Source organism: Parageobacillus sp. NEAU-HV-2 (assembly GCF_059115485.1).
Map to the genome: position 1 here is coordinate 1 of NZ_JBXUJJ010000009.1, position 16,188 is coordinate 16,188.

General features: G+C 41.6%; 14 protein-coding genes. 12 read left to right on the top strand and 2 right to left on the bottom strand.

Going from position 1 to position 16,188, the window contains the following annotated elements; translation table 11 throughout:
- Nucleotides 1–41: 41 nt before the first annotated feature.
- Complete coding sequence (kimA, locus tag AC1WMD_RS14170) at nt 42–1,865, top strand: potassium transporter KimA (RefSeq protein ID WP_494255957.1); 1,824 nt, start codon at nt 42–44, stop codon at nt 1,863–1,865.
- A gap of 176 nt (nt 1,866–2,041) precedes the next feature.
- On the opposite strand, the gene AC1WMD_RS14175 is transcribed toward kimA, so the two are convergent.
- Nucleotides 2,042–2,227, bottom strand: coding sequence for a hypothetical protein (locus AC1WMD_RS14175; RefSeq protein ID WP_043904200.1), 186 nt, complete (start codon nt 2,225–2,227; stop codon nt 2,042–2,044).
- 378 nt (nt 2,228–2,605) lie between these two features.
- On the opposite strand from AC1WMD_RS14175, the gene AC1WMD_RS14180 reads away from it, so the two are divergent.
- On the top strand, nt 2,606–3,622 hold the full coding sequence (locus tag AC1WMD_RS14180) for a C40 family peptidase (RefSeq protein WP_494257693.1): 1,017 nt from the start codon (nt 2,606–2,608) through the stop codon (nt 3,620–3,622).
- Between the two features lie 335 nt (nt 3,623–3,957).
- The gene (locus AC1WMD_RS14185) at nt 3,958–4,317 is read left to right on the top strand and encodes a nuclear transport factor 2 family protein (RefSeq protein WP_494257695.1); all 360 of its coding nucleotides are present in this window, start codon (nt 3,958–3,960) and stop codon (nt 4,315–4,317) included.
- A gap of 282 nt (nt 4,318–4,599) precedes the next feature.
- Here AC1WMD_RS14185 and AC1WMD_RS14190 read toward each other — a convergent pair whose 3' ends face one another.
- Entirely contained in the window at nt 4,600–6,318 is a 1,719-nt protein-coding gene (locus AC1WMD_RS14190; RefSeq protein ID WP_494257696.1) for a GMC family oxidoreductase, read from the bottom strand.
- 634 nt (nt 6,319–6,952) lie between these two features.
- Between AC1WMD_RS14190 and AC1WMD_RS14195 the strand changes: the two genes are divergently transcribed.
- From AC1WMD_RS14195 to hfq, 9 genes are all read left to right on the top strand, one after another.
- Nucleotides 6,953–7,693, top strand: coding sequence for a metallophosphoesterase family protein (locus tag AC1WMD_RS14195; RefSeq protein ID WP_494257698.1), 741 nt, complete (start codon nt 6,953–6,955; stop codon nt 7,691–7,693).
- Nucleotides 7,694–7,814: 121 nt separating this feature from the next.
- Complete coding sequence (locus AC1WMD_RS14200) at nt 7,815–8,444, top strand: YhbD family protein (RefSeq protein ID WP_043904204.1); 630 nt, start codon at nt 7,815–7,817, stop codon at nt 8,442–8,444.
- Nucleotides 8,445–8,448: 4 nt separating this feature from the next.
- A complete protein-coding gene (locus AC1WMD_RS14205) occupies nt 8,449–9,153 on the top strand; it encodes a polymer-forming cytoskeletal protein (protein WP_494257699.1) in 705 nt (234 codons plus the stop codon).
- 13 nt (nt 9,154–9,166) lie between these two features.
- A complete protein-coding gene (locus AC1WMD_RS14210; RefSeq protein ID WP_043904206.1) occupies nt 9,167–9,898 on the top strand; it encodes a polymer-forming cytoskeletal protein in 732 nt (243 codons plus the stop codon).
- An 18-nt stretch (nt 9,899–9,916) separates the two neighbouring features.
- On the top strand, nt 9,917–11,449 hold the full coding sequence (locus AC1WMD_RS14215) for an MDR family MFS transporter (protein ID WP_494257701.1): 1,533 nt from the start codon (nt 9,917–9,919) through the stop codon (nt 11,447–11,449).
- Between the two features lie 220 nt (nt 11,450–11,669).
- Nucleotides 11,670–13,022 (top strand): MDR family MFS transporter, encoded by a 1,353-nt coding sequence (locus AC1WMD_RS14220; RefSeq protein ID WP_494257702.1) that lies wholly within the window; start codon nt 11,670–11,672, stop codon nt 13,020–13,022.
- A 102-nt stretch (nt 13,023–13,124) separates the two neighbouring features.
- Nucleotides 13,125–14,816 carry a methyl-accepting chemotaxis protein gene (locus tag AC1WMD_RS14225; protein ID WP_494257704.1) on the top strand — a complete coding sequence of 564 codons (1,692 nt, stop codon included), beginning with the start codon at nt 13,125–13,127 and terminating at the stop codon, nt 14,814–14,816.
- 114 nt (nt 14,817–14,930) lie between these two features.
- Entirely contained in the window at nt 14,931–15,878 is a 948-nt protein-coding gene (miaA, locus tag AC1WMD_RS14230; RefSeq protein ID WP_043904210.1) for a tRNA (adenosine(37)-N6)-dimethylallyltransferase MiaA, read from the top strand.
- Nucleotides 15,879–15,911: 33 nt separating this feature from the next.
- A complete protein-coding gene (gene hfq, locus AC1WMD_RS14235) occupies nt 15,912–16,136 on the top strand; it encodes an RNA chaperone Hfq (RefSeq protein ID WP_043904211.1) in 225 nt (74 codons plus the stop codon).
- Nucleotides 16,137–16,188: the final 52 nt, after the last annotated feature.

The window sequence follows — 16,188 nt, forward strand, 5'->3', positions numbered from 1 at the left end:
TAATATTTTTTATTGAAATTCTGCATATTGGTGGTGTACATATGTTTTCATCGTTAAAACGATTCTTAATCGGCAGACCGTTGAAATCAACCGAACTGGGAGAGCAAAAATTGAGTAAATTAAAGGCATTAGCCGTTTTATCTTCGGATGCTCTGTCTTCGGTTGCGTACGGTACGGAACAGATTTTGCTGGTTCTCGCAACGATTGGAGCTATTGCATTTTGGTATTCCATTCCTATTGCGATTGGCGTTCTTATTCTACTGGTGGCACTTATTTTATCGTATCGCCAAATCATTTACTCTTATCCGCATGGAGGCGGAGCTTACGTCGTTTCTAAAACGAACTTGGGTGTAAACCCGGGTCTCATTGCCGGAGGCTCTTTACTGGTCGACTATATTCTCACCGTGGCAGTAAGTGTGTCCGCGGGAACAGATGCCATTACATCGGCGTTTCCCACTTTACATCCATACACAGTTGGAATTGCTATCACACTGGTTGTGTTGATCACTATTCTTAATCTGAGAGGCGTCACCGAATCCGCTACCGTTTTGGCCTATCCCGTTTATTTGTTTGTGTTGGCGCTCGTTACTCTCATTATTGTCGGGATTTTTCGTATTATTAATGGACAAGCACCGTCTACTTTACATACACCGATCGGTACTGCGGTGCCTGGAATTACCTTATTCTTGTTGCTGCGGGCATTTGCCTCTGGCTGCTCTGCGTTGACAGGGGTAGAAGCGATCTCCAACGCCGTTCCCAATTTTAAGGAGCCGGCGGCAAAAAATGCTGCCAAAACGTTAGTGATGATGGGGTTCATTCTCGCAGTTTTATTTACAGGAGTCACTTTTTTAGCATACTGGTATGGAATTGCTCCGAAAGCAGAAGAGACGGTTGTTTCCCAGCTCGCTTCCGAGGTGTTTGGAAGAGGCGTGATATATTACTTTATCCAAGGAACCACTGCCCTTATTTTAGTGTTGGCGGCCAATACGGGATTTTCTGCATTTCCTTTGCTGGCCTATAATATGGCATCCGATAAATACATGCCAAGAATGTATCTGATACGCGGTGACCGTTTAGGATATTCCAACGGAATCATCACGCTTGGTTTTGCCTCCATTTTGTTGATTATCGCTTTTAAAGGGCAAACGGAACAGCTCATTCCTTTGTATGCGGTTGGCGTATTCATTCCTTTCACGTTGTCCCAAACAGGCATGATTGTCAAATGGGTGCGCGAAAAACCAGCGGGGTGGGTCCCGAAGCTGCTTACGAACTTGCTGGGAGCGATCATAACACTAACCGTACTGTGCATTTTCTTTATTACAAAATTTGCTCAAGTATGGTCTGTGCTTGTATTTCTTCCGATCATCGTATTTATTTTTCATCAAATCCATAAGCACTATGATGCGGTGGCGGAACAACTGCGGGTCAATCCCAATAAGATTCCAGACAAAATAGAGGGAAATGTCGTCATTGTACCTGTTGCGGGAATCACAAAGGTAGTAGAGCAATCCTTAAATTACGCCCAGGCCATTGGCGATTATGTATTGGCGGTATATGTGGCATTTGACCGGGAAAGCATGGTCCGGATGGAAGAGAAGTGGGAGAAGTGGAGGCCGGATATTCGCCTTGTTACACTCATTTCTCATTATCGTGATCTGATCACACCAATTTCCAAGCTAGTGGATACCATTGAAAGCAAGGCAGAGGAAAGAAACTATACAGTAACGGTTTTGATTCCTCAATTTATACCCAAAAAGGGCTGGCATAACATTTTGCATAACCAATCGAGCGTTTTGTTGAGATTGCACCTTCTATATAAGAAAAATGTGATTGTCTCCACAGTTCCTTATCGGCTTCAGAAGTAGAAGTTCATATTCGATTGCAAGCGGGGATGATTTCCCAAACATTAAAAACCCGGTAGACGGCGGATTTTGGCCGAATGCCGGGTTTTAGTCATAATAGTTCTTGTTAGCAATCCAAAAATTCCATAGATTCTATAAATCTGAGGGATTTTAGCTTGTCGACAAAACCTCCATAAAATTTATTTACCTACGAGGGCCAATATTCCTTTGAATATGAGAACTAATGAAAAAACAAGAATAGCTAAAATCCCAATTAAGGACGTTATTGGTTGTATACCAGCTAAAGGTGAACCGGCTAAAGGAAGGTTTATTAGTGCAAAACCAGCAAGGATGCAAGCTAAGAACAAGAACACAAATTTATCCATGCTTTTTCCTCCTTTCAATGACAATATATGTACAATTAGGAGAAATTGTTCATGAAGAGTGAACAATGAATAATTCCAACGTATTCATTTCAGCTTGTCGACTTTGTCGACAAGCTGATTTTATTATGACTTCGTTTAGAGGCGGAAGTCTTTTTTTTTTTTTTTTGCTAAAATGATAAAATTTTCTATTAAATACAAAAATAATAATACGTGAAAAAAGATACTGCGAGCGAAGCAATATTTTTTAATCTGTAATGTAACTGTAATATATTTGTAACTACTTCTTATTGTTTTTGTTATAGATTAGTAATTTTTTTAAAATATAATGATTGACGTTAATGGAAATGAATATCAAGAATACACCTTGGGGGGCACAAAATGAAAAAATCGTTTATTCTTACAGGTACAATTATCAGTTCTTTATTAGCAGGCCAAACTGCTTTCGCTAGTAATTATACCGTTCAAAAAGGAGATACGCTTTGGGAAATATCCAAAAAATACAACACTACTGTAGAAACATTAAAACAAATGAATCATTTAACTTCTGATTTTATTTTCCCTGGACAAATATTAAAAGTTAACGAAAAAGAAGATACATATGTAGTGAAAGCCGGTGACACCTTAAGTGAAATTGCAAAGCAATTTAATACGACTGTTGATGCGTTATTAAAGATGAATCCCGAAATTTCTAATCCAAATTTTATTAAGGACGGTCAAACGATTCGTTTGTCTGGGGCGATTACAGATCCTGTTAAACCTGTTGCTAAGGAATCAGATGCTAATGGTTATTACATAGTTAAAGAAAGAGATACTCTTTCTGGCATCGCTAAAATGTTTCATACAACAGTTAGTTCATTGCTCGCTTTAAATCCGGAAATTACAAATCCTAATCTTATTCAAGCGGGAAAATCTATTAAAGTTCCTGTTCAATCTTCAAATCAAAACGTTTCTAAACGTTCCCCGGTTTCAATGGTATCTGCCGTTTCTTCCGAAAATAGCACAAAAGCTGTGAATTCTTCTTTAGCTGATCGAGTCATTCAAATTGGAGAAAAATATTTAGGTGCGAAATATTTATATGGTGCCAGCCCATCTCGCACAGATGCATTTGATTGCTCATCCTTTACTATGCGGGTATTTGGTGAAGCTGGAATTTCTTTACCTCGCAGTTCGACAGCACAATCACAAGCTGGCACGCCGGTTTCTTTCAATCAGCTTCAAAAAGGAGATTTAATCTTCTTTGATACAGACTTCAATGGAGTGATCAATCACGTCGGAATTTATGCGGGTAACGGCCAAATGTTAAATGCTTCAACTTCCAAAGGCGTTTCTTATACATCGATCGGTTCTTCTTATTGGAAAGAACGTTTTGTGAAAGCAGTACGTGTAATCAATTAATCTATGAAAAGCAATCGAGTGTAAAATCGCATAGATTTTACACTCGATTTTTTATTATTAAAGCAAAGTTTCACACGTTTTAACAATAAGATTAGCACCCTATTTCGTTTATTGACAATCGCTGTTGTCGCTCATAGATTTAGTGTGCGATTTTATTTATAAGAGTGTTGAAAATAATTTTTTATAGGGAGGTAATAAGGGAATTTATGTTAAAATTAAGTAGAAGTTATGGAACTCCCATGGCAGAACGAATGAACTTCCGTCATCTGCGGTGAAGCCCGCTTCATAGTTGGCTAAGGGGGAGTTTTGTTAAACAAGAAAATAGGGGGGTAAAAATGGAAAATCAATCTGCATTAAAAGAGCATTTATATCAATTAGAGAAACGGTTGCTAGAACCTGAAACTCGAACAACGCCAGCAGAACTAGAAAAGTTACTTGCAGACGATTTTTTCGAATTTGGAAGTTCGGGGAATGTTTGGTATAAAAAGGATTGTGTTGGTGAAGGTGGCCTTAGTGTAAGGAAGATGACTCTTTATGATTTTGATATACACCCTTTATCAGAAGATGTCGTGTTAACGACATATCGTGTAAAAGATGAAACAAGAATGCAACATACTTTGCGCAGTTCAATTTGGAAATTTATAGATGGAAGATGGCAAATGTTTTTCCATCAAGGAACTATAATAAAATCATAATAATAGTCTTATTAAACAAACGCGCAGGTTAGTTTGATAAGACATTGCATAAACTCCCACTTTTTTATGCAGCTGTCAGGCTTCTTCAGAAGCTAAAAATGTTGATGTATCAACAATGTATAAACGGTAAAATCGGAGATTCCCCCTTGGGCGACAAGAGGTTTTTTGTGATACTAATTTCCTCTAACAAGTCTTATGTCAACAGCCGTTGAGATAGTTTTTCTCAACGGCCTGAAGAGAAGTTCTTTCCAAAACAGAAAGGGCTTCTTTTCTTAATTCTTATCATTCATTATCTTCAAATTCCTCATCATCCACCACATATGGGGAAGGATCCTCTCGAATAAATCGTACCGCATTTAAACCGATCATCTGAGCAGGCATGGAAGTGTTACCATCTGGTAAAATAGGGCAGATGGAAAGATCAGCGACTTTAAGGTTTTTGGTACCAAAGACATTCAGGAATCCATCAACAACTCCTTCTTGAATATTCCTACCCATTCTACATTGCCCACCAAAATGAGCGAGATTATGATAAGAGGCCTTGACATAATTAGCAAGCAGGTTTCGCTTTTCTACCTCATTAGTTAAATGGAATATATTTTCAGGAGGGTATACAACCTTATAAATGCCGTCCGGATCTAGTTTACGAGCTCTCTTTATAATATTGAAAGTCTGAATATACTGATCCACCATAAAATCTAAGTCATCAGGATTTCCCAACGGATTAAGGTCAACGGATGGATAAGCCTCAGGATCGCTATGTGCCACCATAATCGTACCTCTGCTTTTAGGGTTAAGGTCGAAAATTCCAATACTCATTATATTACTTGTTTTTTTCGGATCAAAATCCCAATTATTAATAATTACATCTTGAATAGGGACAAACGATGGTGTTGGGAGTCCAAATAATTGAAGGCGGCGACCTCCTCCGTCTTCCCCTTTAAAAGCACCGAGCGTAAATGGCTGATCAGGATCAGCGGACATTACCTTTAGAAGTCGTGTTGTTTCTACTTCTACACCCATTCCAACAGCATAATGGGTTTGGAAATTGTAACCAACATTTGGGCTCTTTACTAATGTTCGTATGCCTGCTTTACCCAAATCAGCTGGTCTCCCAATTCCCGAACGTTGTAGAATGACCGAAGAAAAATTACCTGCAGAGACAATGATTCCTTTTCTTGCAAAAGCTCTTTGTGATCTCCCGTTCCTGACAAACTCAACACCAACGGCAATGTTAACTCCTCTTTTTTGTTTAAATAGAATTTTATTGACTGTTGTTTTTGTTAAAATGACCAATTTTCTCCCATCAACCCCAAACTCATCTGGATCGAACTCATCTCCTTGTGTGACAATATTTTTATTTAAATATCCGGTTGCAGTAGATGAACGGACAAACTTTCCATCTACCTCTTTGTTCAGAAATTGTGATTTGAAAAATGTACAATCTCTTATGCCTGTATTATAATCTTCAACAATTGGGATATCCAAAACATCTGATGTTGCTTTAGCTAAAATAGTTGTAAGTCCACGCTTAGGAATTATTTGTTGTCTAACAAAAATAGGGCCTTTTGTTCCCCGTTCATCCGGTTCTTGTGTCTTTCCTGTATAGGTTTCATTTTTTTTGAATAAAGAACGGATATTGTTGTAACTCCATTGAGATCCGACGAGATTTGCCCACTCATCATAAAGGTTGCTACTTCCACGTACTGCATACATTGCATTATGTTCTGAGCTTCCCCCAATTGCTCTGCCACTTGCTAATCTAAGCTGACTGCTAATGGTTGGCTGTGTTTTAGAAAGAATGTTAAATGAAAATCTGTTGTCAGTAGATAAAGCACTTGATGTTGCACGAGAAGGACTACTTAGCTCGTTCGTCAGATTAGTTCCTGCTTCAAGGACGAGCACAGAAGTACGTTTGTCATCCGTTAATTCTTTGGCAATTACCCCTCCGGCAGTTCCAGCACCAATCACGATATAATCAAAAGGTTTTTTGGTTGACATGCAATCATTCCTTTCAATATAGGATTTAGAATAACCAATTCCATCCTTTAACCTTTCTGCGCTGAAATGATCGGATCGGACTGTTCACTTGTCTACTCATGGAAAAGTTCAGTGCTCATAGCACATACCATTTCTTCGGCATATATTTGGTGTAACAAATTAAAAATATGTTGCTAGTTGTTAACTCGATAAAAATAGTAAGGATAAAAAATTATCTCATTTTTTAGAAAATCGGAACTTACATCTTCATATTTATGGTTAAACACCCAAATTGGTGCAATAAATGTGCTAGCTGGAAGTAGGACCTTCTTATTGAACTAACGAGTGCGTAGTGGAATAGTGACGTTAAAATTTAAAGCTTGAGGACAGATTTTTTGTGTGGATTACTATGTGATTTTACTGTGGACATTATATGGATTTAAGGTTTTCTTCACAAAAACGGAACTACTTATCCATCAAGGGATTGAGCTTTACTTTTTTCACTCGTGACAAAAATGATCTTAGAAGCTAAAGGAGTATATTGTAAAATATAGTATGTATTACTATAACGAGAAAAACGAAGGGGGATTACGTTAATTGAGACGTTAAAGGAGTGGTTTATTCTTAGCATATGTTGCTTACGGGGGAGGACGCCATGGCAAAACTAGCGATTATTACCGATATCCACGGCAATTATGCCGCTTTAAAAGCCGTGCTAGATGATATCGACCGGCAAGGAGATATTAAACATATTTATTGTTTAGGGGATTTAGTAGGGATTGGACATGAAACGAATGAAGTATTGGCATGTTTGTCGGAACGGAACGATGTTTCTTATGTGATGGGAAATCATGATGAAGCAATCTTGCGGATCGCGGAAGGGAAAGAGCCAGGAAGCAGCGGGGAAGAGCGGGAGCATCATGAGTGGATCGCTTCGCATCTCGATCCTTCATTCGTTTCGCTTTTAGCGCGAATGCCGAAAAAGCGGGAAGCGGAATACGATGGAAAAAAGCTGCTATTTGTCCATTATCATTTAGACCATCATCAAAATTTTCTTCCGATTGATCGGCAGCCGTCAGCGGAAAAACTTGATGAGCTATATCGCAATTTGGATTGTGATATCGTTTGTTTTGGTCATCATCATCCTCTTCATCATTTTCGATCGGATAAACGGCTTTACATTAATCCCGGTTCGTTAGGGTGCAATACAAAACCGCTCGCTCCGTATGCAGTTTTACATACCGATAATACGGCTATCCATGTAACGTTTCGCCAAGTACCATATGATCCGCATCATTTTCTGCTTGCCTTTGAAAAGAAAAACGTTCCAGCGCGCGAGTTTATTTTACGGGTGTTTTTTGGCGATCAGCATTTGGAAAAAGGCCAAACAAGCTGACTATTTGTCAACGAGTCCATTGTTCGCGGCAAAAAGCAAATGGAATCTTAAGATTCCGTTTGTTTTTTTTTGATTTACAACATAACATTGTTATGTTACATTATATAGCAAGGAGGTGCGCATGATGGAGGAATTAATCTCGAAAAAAGAATTGCTCGAGCAAACAGGGATCTCTTATGGTCAACTTTATCGGTGGAAACGGAAAAAGCTGATTCCCGAAGAATGGTTTATTCGCAAATCGACATTTACGGGGCAAGAAACGTTTTTTCCAAAAGAAAAAATACTAGCGAGAATCGAAAGAATTAAACAGATGAAAGATGATCTGTCGCTCGATGAACTAGCAAATATGTTTTCGCCGAACCCTGCTGCGATTACTCTCCATAGAGACGAAATTATAAAACGTAACATTGTTTCGAAAATGGCGCTGCAATTGTATATGGAACAAAAAGGGGAGCAGTACACTTTTTCCTTTACCGAACTGCTGCAGCTCTATATTCTTGATCAATTGTTGCAAACAGGGGAAATTAGTTTGGAAGAAGGAAAAAGCGTATTCGACGTATTCGAGAAACATTATTCCGCCTTGCAAGGCCGGAGCTGTGAATTGCTTTTCCTACGGAAAATGGGAGTAGCCATATGTCTATTAGTAGCAAGCGGAAATGACGTCTATGTCGAAGAAAAGGCGAAAATCATTGTTCGCCTTCATGTGCCGACTTGTGTAGAGCAATTAAAACTGATGATGTCGGAGGGATAAACAGATGGAAAGGAAGGATTTAGTTATCTCTGGCGCTGGAAGTGCTTCGGGTGGTCTATACAATTTGGTTAAAATTTCTGGAACCGGTAAGGTGCATGGAGATATCGACTGCAACGATATGGCGATTCACGGGACGGCGACGATGGAAGGAAACGTGAAAGCGAAGGCGACGCATATATCCGGGAAAGCCCGCATTACGGGATCATTAAAAACGGAACACGTAAAAATTCATGGAAGGGCACAAATTGGCGCAGGTGTACAATGCAAACAATTTGATTGTCATGGGAGTGCAAATGTAGACGGGAATTTATCGGCGGACGAAGTGCATATTCATGGAGAGGCAGTCATTAAAGGAGACTGTGATGCGGAACAATTTCAAGCGAGAGGGGAGTTTTCCATCGGTGGCTTATTAAATGCGGGGACCATTCAAATAAAGCTTTTCGGACATTGCCAAGCAAAAGAAATCGGCGGGGAGCGCATCGAAGTCAAGCAACCGGGAAGGACATGGCTGAAGAAACTGATCTTTCCTGTTGGCTTGACCGCTGAAAGCATCGAAGGAGATGAAATTTATTTAGAGCACACGAGTGCAAAAGCAGTCAGAGGCAATCGAGTGACGATCGGGCCTGGATGCGACATTGAAGTCGTGGAGTATCAAGATGAGTTTCAGTGCGATCCGGGAGCGAAAGTCGGTACTTATAAAAAAGTGTGAAGGAGGAGGAAATGTGGGAAATAATGTGCGCCATTTAACCGTAAACGGATCTGCTCTTACTTCGGGAGGAACGTTTCATAAAGTGACGATTCGCGGGGACGCAACGATTAACGGTGATTTATGGTGCGGCCGCTGCAAGGTGTTTGGAAATGCCGATGTGAGCGGCAACATCAAGGCGAAGTCGTTCCACATCTTCGGTCAAGCGAACATACGGGGAAATGTTCAAGGTGAAACGATCAAGCTATTTGGGGAAATGAATCTACGCGGAAATGTCTTGGCATACGATTTTCATCTCCGCGGCGCCGCCCATGTAGATGGCGATGTAACAGGAGAAACGATTCACGGTTACGGAGAAATGAAAGTATCCCGCGATTGTGAGGCGGACGTTTTTTCTGTCAAAGGTGCGGTAGAGATTGGGAACATCTTAAACGCGGAGCAGGTTGAATTGTATCTTCATTTTGCGGACAGCCGCATCGCTGAAATTGGCGGGAAAACGATTCAAGTAAAACGGAGTAAAGCATTGAATATTCTTCACTTTTTGAAGCGATTTACACGCGAATCGGCAAAGCTAAAAGCGGAAATGATTGAAGGGGATGACATTTATTTAGAGCATACCGACGCCAAAATTGTCAGAGGGGACCGCATCATCATTGGTCCAGGCTGTAACATTGATCTTGTTGAATATCACACAAGTTTTCACCAAGACGAAAAAGCGATCGTGAAAGAAAAAAGAAAACAATCGTAAGAGAGGGAGAGAAAGGTGATGAGGAACGAAAGAAGCATTAAATGGGTGGTGCTCGGGCTGCTCATCGGCATTTTTGTCGCTTCGATGGACAATACGATCGTTGCGACGGCGATGGCGACGATTGTCGCCGATTTAGGAGGACTTGATAAGTTTGTTTGGGTGACGTCCGCGTATATGGTGACGGAAATGGCAGGGATGCCGATTTTCGGGAAGCTTTCCGACATGTACGGACGGAAGCGGTTTTTTATCTTCGGATTGGTGGTCTTTTTAGTTGGCTCGATGCTGTGCGGAATCGCGCAAAATATTGTGCAGCTCAGCGTTTTTCGGGCGATTCAAGGGATTGGCGGCGGCGCCTTAGTGCCGATTGCGTTTACGATTATGTTTGACATTTTTCCGCCACAGCAGCGTGGGAAAATGGGCGGTCTTTTCGGAGCGGTATTTGGGTTGTCGAGCATTTTCGGTCCGCTCTTTGGAGCATATATTACCGACTATTTGACGTGGCGCTGGGTGTTTTATATTAATATTCCGCTCGGCATTATCGCTTTCTTGCTTATCGCTTTCTTTTACCGCGAGTCACCGAAGCATGCCAAACAAAAAATCGACTGGCTTGGCGTGATCACGCTTGTTCCGGCGATTGTATGCTTGATGTTTGCGCTTGAACTCGGCGGCAATCAATACGAATGGGACTCTTCGGTGATCATTAGTTTATTTTCTGCTTTTGCCGTGCTATTTTTATTGTTTCTTTATGTCGAGACAAAAGCGCAAGAGCCGATTGTGTCGTATCATATGTTCCGTAAGCGTTTATATGCTGCGAGCAACCTTATCGGCTTTTTCTCGGGAGCAACCTTTATCGTTGCCACCGTTTACATTCCGATTTTTATTCAAGGAGTAACGGGCGGCACCGCGACGAACTCCGGATTGATTTTGCTTCCGATGATGCTGGCGACTACCGTCTCTGCGCAATTAGGCGGATTTTTAGCGGGAAAAACAAGCTATCGGAACGTCATGATTCTTTTCATGTCGGTGTTTGTGATTGGCATGTTTTTGCTTAGCACGATTACGGAGGACACGTCCCGCTTCACGGTAACTTGGTATATGATTATCGTAGGCTTAGGAGTTGGGGCCTCATTTTCCGTGTTAGGAATGGCGGCCATCCACCATTTCTCAGAAACGGAAAGAGGCGCGGCCAGTTCAACGAACTCATTTTTACGATCGCTCGGCATGACGATCGGCATTACGATTTTCGGAATTATTCAACGCAATTTGTTTACTAATCAATTAAAAGAAGCGTTTCATGGAATGAAAAACGGAGTTCCAGCCATGAGCGTTCATGACCCTCGTGCGATTCTTTCGCCGGAAGCACGCGCGCACATTCCGGCGCCTATACTCGAAAAAATAACGACCGAGTTAGCTTCTTCGATCGCGCATACGTTCTTGTGGAGCTTAATCCCAGCAGTGCTGACGCTTCTGTTCGTCTTTTTCATGACAAACGATCGGCTTGCATCGATGCATGCTGCACAGCAAGGCAAGGTGCAGGTCGGAAAGGAATAAGTTTCTCGCAATGAAAACGCGAATGCTGCGTATTGCCGGCATTCGTTTTTTTGTTTATATTCGTTTTTTCGCAATGGCTTTTTTGGAAACGAGCGAATGATGAAATCCATGAAAGATAATGGATTTGCTTTGTATGGAAAGAAAAAGCATTTTTTTTGTAGGAAAACGCTGATATCGTGTAAAATAAATTACTCGTGGTAATAAAAAGGAGGGTAGACTAGTGAATAGCAGAATATCCGTAATGGTAAGCATTGTGCTCGCGATGCTCGTGGCATCGATGGATACGACGATCATGAATACGACGATGCCGATCATTGCGAAAGAACTCGGAGGGTTTTCTCTTTATGCGTGGTCGTTTGCTTCCTATATGATTACAACGACCGTTCTTTCTCCAATCGCCGGGAGACTTTCCGATATTTTTGGGAGAAAGAAAGTGTTTAGCTTCGGTATTATTTTATTTTTAATCGGTTCTCTTCTTTGTGGGATGTCGCAAAATATGGTTCAGCTTGTCCTATTTCGTGCTGTCCAAGGAATTGGTGCAGGATTTATGATGCCGTTTCCGGCCATCATTGCTGGAGATTTATTTCCAGTGGAAAAACGTGGAGTAATTCAGGCGTTTTTTACGGCGATGTGGGGAATTTCTGCCGTTATCGCCCCGCTTTTAGGAGCGTTATTTGTCGAGTATGCATCATGGCGCTGGATTTTTTATGTTAATATCCCGATTTGCTTGCTTTCCTTACTCACGCTATTGCCATATAAAGAAGTGTACGAACCGAAGCGGACGTCGATTGACTATATCGGAGCGGTATTATTTGCGGCCGCGATCAGCCTGCTTCTATTGATGACGGTAGTCGAAAGCAATCAGTGGGTGTATGGCGGAATTGGTGCTTTGTTATTAGTTATTTTTTACTTATATGAAAAAAAGCAAACGTCTCCGCTTGTTCCATTGACGCTTGTGCAGCATAAAACGTTAAAATGGATGAACATTAACGGATTTGTCAGCTGTGTCGCTTTATTTGGCACGTCTAGCTACATTCCGCTATTTTTGCAAAATATCGCGCATAAAACAGTGTTTGTGAGCGGTCTCGCTCTTTTAGGCATGTCGATTGGTTGGATGATTGCCGCTGTGCCGGCGGGAAAATGGATTTTACGCTATGGCTATCGCATTTTATTGATTATCGGAAACGTTCTCCTTGTGCTTTCTGGAATATCGCTTGCACTTTTAAATGAAAGCCATGGATTTTTGTACGTCTTTTTTTCCATGTTCATTCAAGGACTATCGTTTGGATTAACATCTACTGTCGGTGTGATTGGCTCGCAGCAGCTTGCCGATGCGCATGAAAAAGGAATAGCAACTTCGTTTTTTATGTTTTGCCGCAACATCGGCACAGCCATTGGCGTCACGATTATGGGTGCCTTTTTAACGAAAGCGGCCGATTTTATGACAGGCATCCATCATCTCTTTTTATTTGGTTTTATCGGCAGCATTGTGGCTCTATTAACCTCGTTTTTCATTCGGGATGAGTCCGAACAGAGGAAAAAAAATTTGCTTCGTTCGGGAGAAATGGCCTAAATATTTGGCATTATATGCCGATATAAAGAAGGGAAGATTATTCCCTTCTCTTTTTTTGCAGATGGAGTGCTGCACGATGTTTATAAACGGGAGGATTAGACGATGAAGATGACAGTCCGAAAAAAATTGTATGCAGTATTTGCCGCTGTATATATGTTGTTAATCGCGCTTGTTGGCATTGCTTATTACGAGATTTCCACTATTAATGCTAATTATACGCGCCTTTTAAATGGCGATGTTTCCAATCTTATCAATGTTAAACAGCTAGAAATTTTGGTTCGACGCGAGCAAGGAAGCATGCGCGGCTATTTGCTTACCGGCGATCAAACGTCATTAACAAACTTTACGAAAGCGCATGATGAATTTGAAAAGCTAAGCAATGAACTGGAGAAAACGTTGACAGAAACGAAAACAAAAGAGTTGTTAACACGATTGAATGAGCTAGAACAGCAGTTTTACGAACTTGGGCAAAAAGCGTTTCAATTAAAAGAGGAAAATAATGTCGAGGCTTATACACAGCTAATTACAACTACAGGAAGAGATATTACTTCACAATTTGATGAAGCGGCAGGACAGCTAACGAAAATCCAGCAAAAAGATATGAATCAGGCTGATAAAGATGCAACGTCAGAAGCGTCATCCCTTAAAGTATGGATGATTATGATCGGAGTCATTGCGCTCGCTATTGGCAACATCCTTACTATTTATATGAGTCGCGTTCTTTCTCGCCCGCTTATCATTCTTTCTGAAGCCGCAAAACGAATTGCAGACGGCGATTTGACCGGGGAGGAAATTGTGATTCGCAACCGCGATGAAATCGGGGAACTGGCGGCATCTTTTAACCAAATGACGAAAAATTTACGTGATGTATTAGAGCAAGTAGCGATGAATGCCGAACAAGTTGCGGCGTCTTCCGAACAATTGACGGCAAGTGCGGAACAGACGAGCAAGGCGACGGAACAAATTGCATTAACGATTCAAAATGTTGCTGCAGGTGTGGAAAAGCAAGTGCAAAGCGTAGAAGAAACTTCAGAGACGATCGATCAAATGTCTGACGGAATTCAGAAAATTTCCGAACGCGCTCAAAACGTGTCGACGATTGCAATGCAAACGTCGGAAAAAGCATCGGAAGGCGGAAAGACGATTCAAACGGCTGTCACGCAAATGAATACAGTAAATAATACGGTGGAACGACTTGCTGAGATTGTAAAAGGATTAGGAGACCGTTCCAAACAAATCGGCAAAATTACTGAAGTGATTAGCGGAATTGCTGAACAGACGAACCTTTTAGCGTTGAACGCGGCGATTGAAGCGGCGCGGGCAGGCGAGCATGGACGAGGATTTGCTGTGGTGGCTGATGAAGTACGGAAATTGGCGGAACAATCCGCACAATCGGCACAACAGATTGCTTCGTTAATTGCAACGATTCAAAAGGAAACAAATGAGGCTGTTCAATCGATGGAGACGGTACGAAAAGAAGTAGAAACTGGAACTGGAGCCATCCGTACATCTGGAGAAGCTTTTCAACAAATTCAAACAGCTGTCCATGAAGTCGCGGCGCAAATTCAAGACGTTTCCGCTTCTGTTCAACAAATGTCAGCGGCTGCTGAACAAGTGGTGCAATCGATGCATCTAGTGACGCAAATTGCCGAATCCGCCGCTTCGGGAACGCAAGAAGTGTCCGCGGCAACGCAAGAACAGCTTGCTTCCATGGAGGAAATTTCTGCTTCCGCTGCTTCCCTATCGAAAATGGCGGAAGACGTACAATCACTTTTAAAACGATTCAATATGTAACGAACGTCCATAGTGGCGTTCGGTTTTTTTATAAAAATACATGCAAAATTTTTGCGTATTTGGATATAATAAATAAATGTACATATTGCTAAAAAGAAAGTAGTGAAACTGCCGATGGGAGAGAAGCTTGTCGTCATCATCGGGCCGACCGCCGTCGGGAAAACGAAATTAAGCATCGCTTTAGCGAAAAGATTAAATGGGGAAATCATCAGCGGGGATTCCATGCAAATTTATAAAGGAATGGACATCGGAACGGCAAAAATTAAACCGGAGGAGATGGAAGGGATTCCGCATCATTTGCTTGACATTAAAGAACCGTGGGAATCGTTTTCCGTCGTCGAATTTCAGCAGCTTGCCCGCTCGCATATTCACGAAATTTCCGCGCGTGGACGTTTGCCGATGATCGTCGGCGGCACTGGGCTATATATTCAATCGGTCATTTACGATTATCAATTTTCCGCTGCTCCTTCCGATGAAGCATATCGCCGCCAATTGCGAAAGATTGCTGAGGAAAAAGGAGAAGAAACGTTGCATGAAAAATTGAAAGCCATTGATCCGGAAAGCGCCGAGCGCATTCATCCGCATAATCTTCGCCGCGTCATCCGCGCGCTAGAAATATATCATTGCACAGGCAAGACGATGACGGAATGGCAACGCGGACAAACGAAACAACTTGTTTACGATGCCGCCATCGTCGGGCTGACGATGGAGCGGGAACAATTGTACCGCCGCATCAACGAACGGGTCGAGCAAATGCTTGCCGAAGGGCTGCTAGAAGAAGCAAGAGCGTTATATGACCGCGGCATTCGCGATTGCCAATCTGTGCAGGCGATTGGCTATAAAGAACTTTATGACTATTTTGATGGGCGCGTTTCTTTAGAAGAAGCAATTGAACAGATGAAGCAAAACTCACGCCGCTATGCGAAACGGCAGCTGACATGGTTTCGCAACCAAATGCCCGTCCAATGGTTTGATATGACGGATGCAGCGAAGTTTGCTGAGAAAACAGAGGAAATTTTTCAATACATAGCAGGAAAGCTTCAATTAGAAGCGAATATATAAAATTAGCTAGAGAGAAAAAGAGGAGGACGTTTTATGAAAAACTCGATTAACATTCAAGATCAGTTTTTAAATCAATTGCGCAAAGATGGAACACAAGTCACCGTATTTTTGCTAAATGGTTATCAGCTGAAAGGTTACGTAAAAGGGTTTGACAATTTTACCGTGTTGCTGGAAGTCCATGGAAAGCAGCAGCTCATTTACAAGCATGCGATTTCGACATTTGCCCCGGAAAAAAACATCCAGTTTGAAACAGAATAAATACGTTTTACATAACGAATGGAAACAGAAAGTGTCCGTCCGAAAAAGGCGG

Excerpts from the sequence above, each read along its gene's own strand:
- kimA (WP_494255957.1), top strand. The coding sequence starts at position 42 with ATGTTTTCATCGTTAAAACGATTCTTAATCGGCAGACCGTTGAAATCA.
- AC1WMD_RS14175 (WP_043904200.1), bottom strand. The coding sequence starts at position 2,227 with ATGGATAAATTTGTGTTCTTGTTCTTAGCTTGCATCCTTGCTGGTTTT.
- AC1WMD_RS14180 (WP_494257693.1), top strand. The coding sequence starts at position 2,606 with ATGAAAAAATCGTTTATTCTTACAGGTACAATTATCAGTTCTTTATTA.
- AC1WMD_RS14185 (WP_494257695.1), top strand. The coding sequence starts at position 3,958 with ATGGAAAATCAATCTGCATTAAAAGAGCATTTATATCAATTAGAGAAA.
- AC1WMD_RS14190 (WP_494257696.1), bottom strand. The coding sequence starts at position 6,318 with ATGTCAACCAAAAAACCTTTTGATTATATCGTGATTGGTGCTGGAACT.
- AC1WMD_RS14195 (WP_494257698.1), top strand. The coding sequence starts at position 6,953 with ATGGCAAAACTAGCGATTATTACCGATATCCACGGCAATTATGCCGCT.
- AC1WMD_RS14200 (WP_043904204.1), top strand. The coding sequence starts at position 7,815 with ATGATGGAGGAATTAATCTCGAAAAAAGAATTGCTCGAGCAAACAGGG.
- AC1WMD_RS14205 (WP_494257699.1), top strand. The coding sequence starts at position 8,449 with ATGGAAAGGAAGGATTTAGTTATCTCTGGCGCTGGAAGTGCTTCGGGT.
- AC1WMD_RS14215 (WP_494257701.1), top strand. The coding sequence starts at position 9,917 with ATGAGGAACGAAAGAAGCATTAAATGGGTGGTGCTCGGGCTGCTCATC.
- AC1WMD_RS14225 (WP_494257704.1), top strand. The coding sequence starts at position 13,125 with ATGAAGATGACAGTCCGAAAAAAATTGTATGCAGTATTTGCCGCTGTA.
- miaA (WP_043904210.1), top strand. The coding sequence starts at position 14,931 with ATGGGAGAGAAGCTTGTCGTCATCATCGGGCCGACCGCCGTCGGGAAA.
- hfq (WP_043904211.1), top strand. The coding sequence starts at position 15,912 with ATGAAAAACTCGATTAACATTCAAGATCAGTTTTTAAATCAATTGCGC.